The 7,750-nt window shown below is 74.3% G+C and carries 4 protein-coding genes and 1 pseudogene; 3 read left to right on the top strand and 2 right to left on the bottom strand.

The window, feature by feature from the left end; all coding sequences use genetic code 11:
* The first annotated feature begins 129 nt into the window (after positions 1–129).
* A complete protein-coding gene (secA2, locus tag NHL53_RS07935) occupies positions 130–2,463 on the top strand; it encodes an accessory Sec system translocase SecA2 (protein WP_433776317.1) in 2,334 nt (777 codons plus the stop codon).
* A gap of 129 nt (positions 2,464–2,592) precedes the next feature.
* On the opposite strand, the gene ispG is transcribed toward secA2, so the two are convergent.
* Positions 2,593–3,723 (bottom strand): flavodoxin-dependent (E)-4-hydroxy-3-methylbut-2-enyl-diphosphate synthase, encoded by a 1,131-nt coding sequence (ispG, locus tag NHL53_RS07940; RefSeq protein WP_433776321.1) that lies wholly within the window; start codon positions 3,721–3,723, stop codon positions 2,593–2,595.
* Positions 3,724–3,949: 226 nt separating this feature from the next.
* Here ispG and NHL53_RS07945 point away from each other — a divergent pair, with 226 nt between their 5' ends.
* On the top strand, positions 3,950–5,926 hold the full coding sequence (locus NHL53_RS07945) for an anthranilate synthase family protein (protein WP_433776318.1): 1,977 nt from the start codon (positions 3,950–3,952) through the stop codon (positions 5,924–5,926).
* A 29-nt stretch (positions 5,927–5,955) separates the two neighbouring features.
* On the top strand, positions 5,956–7,368 hold the full coding sequence (locus NHL53_RS07950; RefSeq protein ID WP_433776319.1) for a phytoene desaturase family protein: 1,413 nt from the start codon (positions 5,956–5,958) through the stop codon (positions 7,366–7,368).
* A gap of 193 nt (positions 7,369–7,561) precedes the next feature.
* On the opposite strand, the pseudogene NHL53_RS07955 reads toward NHL53_RS07950, so the two are convergent.
* Positions 7,562–7,750: pseudogene (locus NHL53_RS07955) on the bottom strand (hypothetical protein); the annotation flags it as partial.

The raw sequence follows: 7,750 nt of genomic DNA on the forward strand, positions 1-7,750 counted from the left end.
TCTGCGGGGTCGTCCCTGCTCGTGCGGTCCGCCCGCCGGGTCGTCCCGGGAGCGCTCGATTCCGCGACCATTCTACGAGCGCGCGCGATCACGGCTCCCTCCCCCGCGTCGCGGGGTTAGCCTGGCGCGGTGAGGCAGCGCTCCGATGGCACGTGGTGGTCGCGGATCGCGCACGGCGCCCGGAGGCTGAAGCAGGAGCCGGGCACGACGAGCCTCGCCGCCGAGGGCCGCGTCGCCGACGCCGCCCGGACCCGCGAGGACGAGATGTCGCCGCTGCCGGACGAAGACCTCGCGGCCCGCGCCGGCCTCCCGCTCGACCCGGCGGACGACGACCAGCTCGCGGCGCACCTCGCGCTCGTCGCCGAGGCGGCCAGGAGGGCCATCGGACGGGATCCGCACCCTCCTCAGCTCGTCGCGGCGGCGGCTCTGCTGCGCGGCCGGGTGGTCGACATGGCGACAGGCGAGGGGAAGACGCTCGTCGGCTTCCTCGCCGCCGCCGGCCTCGTGCGCACGGGGGTCCGGGTGCACGTGCTCACCGCCAACGCCTACCTCGCCGCGCGCGACGCCGAGGAGGGCACCCCGTTCTTCCGCCTGCTCGGGATGACGAGCGCCGCCGTCGTGGAGGGGATGGACGACGCCGCGCGACGCGAGGCGTACGGCGCCGACGTCGCGTTCTCGACCGTGCCGCAGGTGGGGTTCGACCTGCTGCGCGATCGGCAGCGCGTCCGCGACGCGGACCGCCTCGTGCCGCCGCCCGGCGCCGCGGTGCTCGACGAGATCGACGCCGCGCTCATCGACGAGGCGACCGTGCCGCTCGTGCTGGCGGGAGAGGCGAACGCGGATCCCGACGATCGGCGGGTCGCGGACGCCGTGCGCCGTCTCGTCGAGGGATCCGACTACGAGGTGGACCCCGACCGCCGGGCGGCGGCGCTCACCGATGCCGGGATCGCGGCGCTCGAGGAGGCGCTCGGCGTGCCGAACCTCTATGCCGACGACGCGGTCGACCTCCTCACCGCCGCCCACGTCGCGCTGCACGCCGAGGCGCTCGTGCGACGCGACGTGGACTACGTCGTCTCGGACGGGCGGGTGCGGCTCGTCGCCGCCGCGCGCGGCAGGATCGCGGATCGCCAGCGCTGGCCGGACGGGCTGCAGGCGGCGATCGAGCGCAAGGAGGGCCTCGAGGTGACCGCCCGCGCGGAGGTCCTCGACCAGATCCTCGTGGAGTCCGTCGTGCGCCGCTACCCCGTCCGCACGGGCATGAGCGGGTCGGCCGCCGAAGCAGCCGAGCGCCTCGCCGAGGACATGGGGTTCGAGACGGGCGTCGTTCCGACCCAGCGCCGGGTGATCCGCATCGACGAGCCCGACCGGCTCTTCGACACGGCCCGGCGGCGCGACGAGGCGGCGGCGCGGGAGATCCGCCGCGCTCACGAGACGGGGCAGCCGGTGCTCGTCGGCACCGCGAGCGTCGCCGCCTCCGAGGGCTTCGCCCGCGTGCTCGCCCGGCACGGGCTCGACCCCGTCGTGCTCAACGCGAAGAACGACCGGCAGGAGGCCGAGGTCATCGCCCGGGCGGGAGAGCGCGGCCGGATCACGGTGTCGACGCAGATGGCCGGGCGCGGGGTCGACATCCTGCTCGGAGAGGGCGCGGCGGCCGCGGGCGGGCTGCTCGTCGTCGGGATCGGGCGCGGGGACAGCGCCCGCCTCGACCGGCAGCTGCGCGGCCGCTCGGGCCGGCAGGGCGATCCGGGCCGGTCGGTCTTCTTCACCTCGCTGGAGGATCCCGTGATCACGGAGAACCTCATCCTGCGCGGCGACGCGCTCGCCGGCTCCCCTCCCGACGCCCAGGGGCGGATCGCGAGCGAGGGAGCGCGGCGGCTGTACGCGCACGCGCAGCGCGTCGCGGAGGGCCGGCTGATGGAGCTGCACCGCACGACGAGGCGCTACCACCGGCGGACCGACCGCAACAGGGCCCTGCTCCTGCGTACGCGGGAGCGGATCCTCGCCGACGACGACGCCCTCGCCGAGTACCTGACGCTGGTCTGGCCAGACGATCCCGACCGGGTGCGGGAGTGGGCCGCGCCGGAGCGCCTGGGCCTCGCCCGCGACGTCGCGCTGCTGCAGATCGACCGCGCCTGGACCGATCACCTCGGCGAGCTCGCCGCCGTGCGGGAGGGGATCCACCTGCGGGCCCTCGGCCGCCAGAGCCCGCTGCAGGCCTACACCCGCATCGAGGACGAGAGCTTCCGGGCGGTGCCGACCGGCGCCGCGCGGGCGACGCGCGAGATCCTCGAGAGCGCCGCGGCCGGAGACTCGCTCGAGAGCCTCGGGCTGTCGCGGCTGTCGTCGACCTGGACGTACATGGTCGCCGACAACCCGTTCGGGTCGCAGATCGACCGCGTCGTCGCGTTCGCGTCGCGCCTCCTGCGCGGCGGGCGCCCGCCCGCGATCGGGCACGTGCGCTGACGCCCGACGAGGCGTGCGGCGGCGTCATCGGCGCGGCATCCGGCGCCATCGATCTCGACGCATCCGACGCCCTGCTCCGCGAGCGCCTGGCACCCCAGGCGTGCCCCGCCGAGGCGGGCGACGATCCCGTCAGCTCGTGACGACCTGGGCCGTGCCGACCGGCGCGTCCTGGCCCATCTCGTCGGCGATCCGGTTCGCCTCGGCGATGAGCGTCTCGACGATCTCGGCCTCCGGAACCGTGCGGACCACCTCGCCCTTGACGAAGATCTGGCCCTTGCCGTTGCCGCTCGCGACGCCCAGGTCGGCGTCGCGCGCCTCCCCCGGCCCGTTGACGACGCAGCCCATGACCGCGACGCGCAGCGGCACCGTCATGTCCTTCAGCCCCTCCGTGACGCTGTCGGCGAGCGAGTAGACGTCGACCTGCGCGCGGCCGCACGACGGGCACGACACGATCTCGAGGGTGCGCTCCCGCAGGTTCAGCGACTGCAGGATCTGGTGCCCCACCTTGACCTCCTCGGCGGGAGGGGCCGAGAGCGAGACGCGGATCGTGTCGCCGATGCCCTCCGAGAGGAGGATCCCGAACGCCGTCGCCGACTTGATCGTGCCCTGGAACGCCGGGCCCGCCTCCGTCACGCCGAGGTGCAGCGGCCAGTCGCCGCGCTCGGCGAGCAGCCGGTACGCCTTCACCATCACGACCGGGTCGTTGTGCTTCACGGAGATCTTGAAGTCGTGGAAGTCGTGCTCCTCGAACAGCGACGCTTCCCAGACCGCCGACTCGACGAGCGCCTCGGGCGTCGCCCTGCCGTGCTTCTCGAGCAGGCGGCGGTCGAGGGATCCGGCGTTCACGCCGATCCGGAGGCTCACGCCCGCGTCCTGCGCCGCCCGCGCGATCTCGCCGACCCTGTCGTCGAACTTCCGGATGTTGCCCGGGTTGACGCGCACCGCGCCGCAGCCCGCGTCGATCGCGGCGAAGACGTACTTGGGCTGGAAGTGGATGTCGGCGATCACCGGGATCTGGCTCTTCTGCGCGATGATCTTCAGCGCGTCCGCGTCCTTGTCGGTCGGGCACGCGACGCGCACGATCTCGCACCCTGACGCGGTGAGCTCGGCGATCTGCTGCAGCGTCGCGTTGATGTCGTGCGTCTTCGTCGTCGTCATCGACTGCACGCTCACCGGCGCGTCGCCGCCCACCTTCACCCGGCCGACGCTGATCTGCCGGCTCCGCCGACGCGGCGCGAGGAGCTCAGGGACGTGGGGCATACCGAGGTTCACTGCGGGCACGCGCCCAGCCTACGCCCGCGGGGTCGGCAGGCCGCCGCGAGTTGCGCGGGTCGCGGCCGTCTGTGTACGTTCATGCGTATGTTCGCGACCCGCATCTGGTGGTGGCCCGCTCGCTGAGGCGGCCCTTTTCGCGAACCCCGAAACGACCGTCCTCCCCCGGCGGTCGACCCGTGATGCGGTGCCGCCTCGATCCGAAGCGAGACCCATGACGCCTTCCTCCCCGGCCGCCGACCCGATCGCCCTGGCGGCTGATCCCGACGCGTCCTTCGCCCTCATCGCCCGCGAGGGATCCGACCGCGTCGAGGTGCTCTCCGGCCCCGTCGTCGACGTCGACCTGCTCGCCGAGATCCCCCTCGTCGACGAGGCGGGCGCGCCCCGCGAAGTGCTGGCCCTCGTGCCGTTCCGGCAGGTGCGCGAGCGCGGCTTCGCCGCGCACGACGACGGCGCCCCCCTCCGCTGCCTCCTCGTCGAGGAGCGCGGCGAGATGCCCGCGGACCGGCTGATCGCCGCCCTGCCCGACGCGCAGGTCCCGCTCGCCGACGCCGGGTTCGACCTCGCGGACGAGGAGTACGCGGAGGCGGTGCGCACCGTGATCCGCGACGAGATCGGCCGCGGCGAGGGTGCCAACTTCGTCATCCGCCGCGACTACACGGCCCGCGTGGACGCGGATCCCCGGCAGGCGGCCCTGACCTGGTTCCGCGCGCTGCTCGAGCACGAGCGCGGGGCCTACTGGACCTTCGCGATCGTGACGCCGGGTCACGTGGCCGTCGGGGCGAGCCCCGAGGCGCACGTGACGGCCGTCAGCGAGGGCGGCGGGGCGGCCGTCAGCGAGGGCGGCGGGGCGGCCCGCACCGTCACGATGAACCCCATCTCCGGCACCTTCCGGCACCCCGCGGGGGGCGCGACCGCCGAGACGCTCGCCGCGTTCCTCACCGACGCCAAGGAGACGGAGGAGCTCTTCATGGTGGTCGACGAGGAGCTGAAGATGATGAGCGCCGTCTGCAGCGACGGCGGCCGCATCACGGGCCCGCACCTCAAGGAGATGTCGCGGCTCACGCACACCGAGTACGTCTTACGGGGCACCTCGACGATGGACCCGCGCGACATTCTCCGCGAGACCATGTTCGCCCCGACCGTGACCGGCTCCCCCATGCAGAACGCCTGCGCCGTCATCGCGCGCCACGAGCAGAAGCCGCGCGGCTACTACTCGGGCGTCGCGGCGCTGTTCGCGCCGCGCGGCGACGGAGGGCACGACCTCGACGCCCCGATCCTCATTCGCACCGCCTACATCGAGGACGGCCAGCTGCGCGTGCCCGCGGGCGCCACGCTCGTGCGGCACAGCGACCCCTACGGAGAGGTCGCGGAGACCCACGGCAAGGCCGCGGGCGTGCTCGGGGCGATCGGGGCGATCCCCCGGGCCGTCACGACGGTCGCCGGCGTCGACGAGGACGCCCCCGGGGCGGCGCCCGCCCGCCTCGCGGACGATCCGGCGATCGCGGAGCTCCTCGCGTCCCGCAACGCGCGCCTGGCCCCCTTCTGGCTGGAGGAGCAGGACGGATCCGCGCCGCGCCCGTTCGCCGGACGCAGCGCCCTCGTCGTCGATGCCGAGGATCGCTTCACGACGATGCTCGCCCACCAGCTGCGCCACCTCGGGCTCGACGTCGCGATCGTCCCCTGGAGCGAGGCGACCGACGCGCTCGTCGACGGCGCCGAGCTCGTCGTCTCCGGCCCCGGCCCGGGGGATCCGCTCGACGACGCGAACCCGCGCGTGCGGCGGATGCGCGAGATCGTGTCGCGGCGCCTCGACGCGCGCGCCCCTCTCGTGGCCGTGTGCCTCAGCCATCAGGTGCTCGCGACCCGGCTCGGCATCGGCATCGCCGCGCTCGACAGCCCGCACCAGGGCCTCCAGCTGCAGGTGGACCTGTTCGGCGAGCCCGCCGCGATCGGCTTCTACAACACGTTCACGGCGCGCGTCCTGCCGGGCGTGCGCGTGCTCACGCCGAGCGAGACCCGCAGCGGGGCGGTCGGCGACGTCGAGATCGCGGCGTCGGAGAACGGCGACGTGCACGCGCTGCGCGGCCGGGGCTTCGCCAGCGTGCAGGGGCACCTGGAGTCGATCCTGTCGCGCGACGGCATCCGCACGCTCGAGCGCCTCGTCGCGCACGCTCTGCAGGACGCCTGAGGCGCCCCGCCCGGCGGTAGCGTGAGGCCATGAGCCGATACGACGTCGACGCCGTCGTGGTCGGCGCGGGCCCGAACGGCCTCGTCGCCGCCGTCACCCTCGCGGAGGCGGGCTGGCGGGTGGTCGTCGTCGAGGCGCAGAGCGAGGCCGGAGGAGCGCTGCGCACCGTGGAGTCGACGCTCCCCGGCTTCCGGCACGACGTCGGCGCCTCGAACCACCCGATGGCGATGGCGAGCCCCGCCTTCCGCGCCCTCGGGCTCGAGAGCGAGGGACTCGCCTTCGCCCAGACCGACGTGCCGCTCGGGCATCCGATCGCGCCCGGGCGCTCCGGGATCCTGCGGAGGAGCGTCGCCGAGACCGCCGAGAGGTTCGGAGACGACGAGGCGCTCTGGAACCGCGTGATGGGCTTCTTCGCCCCGCGCTGGCGCCAGCTCGGCCGCGCGATCGGGGATCCCCTGCATCCGACGCCCGACCTCGTCGCCCTCGGCGCGACGAGCGTCTGGCCCACCCCGTGGGTCCTGCGCGCGCTGCGCGACGAGCGCTCCCGCGCCGTGATCGCGGGCCTCGCGGCGCATTCGATCGTCGACCTCGGCCAGCCGGCGACCGCGCTCGTCGGCGTCGCCCTCGGCGCGCTCGCGCACGGCGTCGGCTGGCCCGTCGCGGTCGGCGGGTCGCAGGCGATCGCGGACGCCCTCGTGCGGCGCCTGCTCTCGCGGGGAGGGGAGCTCGTCACGGGCACCCGGGTGTCGCGCATCGAGACGCTGCCGCGCGCCCGCGCCGTGCTCCTCGACACCTCGCCGCGGGACGCGTTGCGCATCGCCGGGCACCTCTTCGACGCCCGCACGGCGAACGCCCTGCACCGCATGCGGTACGGCGCCGCGGTGCACCGCGTCGACTGGGCGCTCGACGCGCCCGTGCCGTGGACGGACCCCGCGCTCGCCGACGCCGGGTTCGTCCACCTGGGCGGCCCGGCCGACGAGGTCGTCCGGGCGGAGCGCGACGTGGCGCGGGGCCGCATGCCGGACGAGCCGTTCCTGCTCCTGTCGCAGGCGTCGCGGATGGACCCGACGCGCGCGCCCGAGGGGAAGGTCGCGTTCGGGGGTTACTGCCACGTGCCGTTCGGATACGACGGCGACCCCGTCGAGGCGATCGAGGCGCGCATCGAGCGCTTCGCGCCCGGCTTCCGCGATCGGATCCTCGCGCGGCACTCGATGGGCCCCTCCGCCCTCGAGGCGCTCAACCCCAACCTCGTCGGCGGCGCCATCGACGGCGGGATCAGCGACCTCCGGCAGCTCCTCGCCCGCCCGCGTCTCGCCCTCTCGCCCTGGGCGACGAGCGCCCCCGACGTCTTCCTCTGCTCGGCGTCGACCGTGCCGGGCGCGGGCGTGCACGGGATGCCCGGCCGCCTCGCCGCCCAGGCGGTGCTCAAGCAGCTCAGGTGACACGACAAGAAGGGGCCAGGGACATCAATCCCTAGCCCCTCTTGTGAAGTGAACTATCGCGTTTGACGACGGAACTTCAGTCGATCGCCCAGTGGAGATCAAGGGCTCAGCTCGATGACCTGATGGTTCCGCGAGGATACTCTCCTTGTGCGAGGCGGGGACGTTCCTGTCCCCGCCTCGCGAACCTCTGCAACTACTGCAGATGCCTCACGCGGCGCATCGCAATCACCACAGCGACGGCGCCCAGCAGCAGGATCACTGCTGCGCCGCTCACGAGAAGCGGCATCGGCGAACCACCCGTAGCCGCGAGATCCTCGTCCCCGGCACCAGGGTCTGAAGGCGAGCCGGGGTCACGAGGCCCATCCGGCTGTCCCGGTTCGCT

The organism is Microbacterium sp. gxy059, assembly GCF_050958665.1.
Lineage (GTDB): Bacteria > Actinomycetota > Actinomycetes > Actinomycetales > Microbacteriaceae > Microbacterium.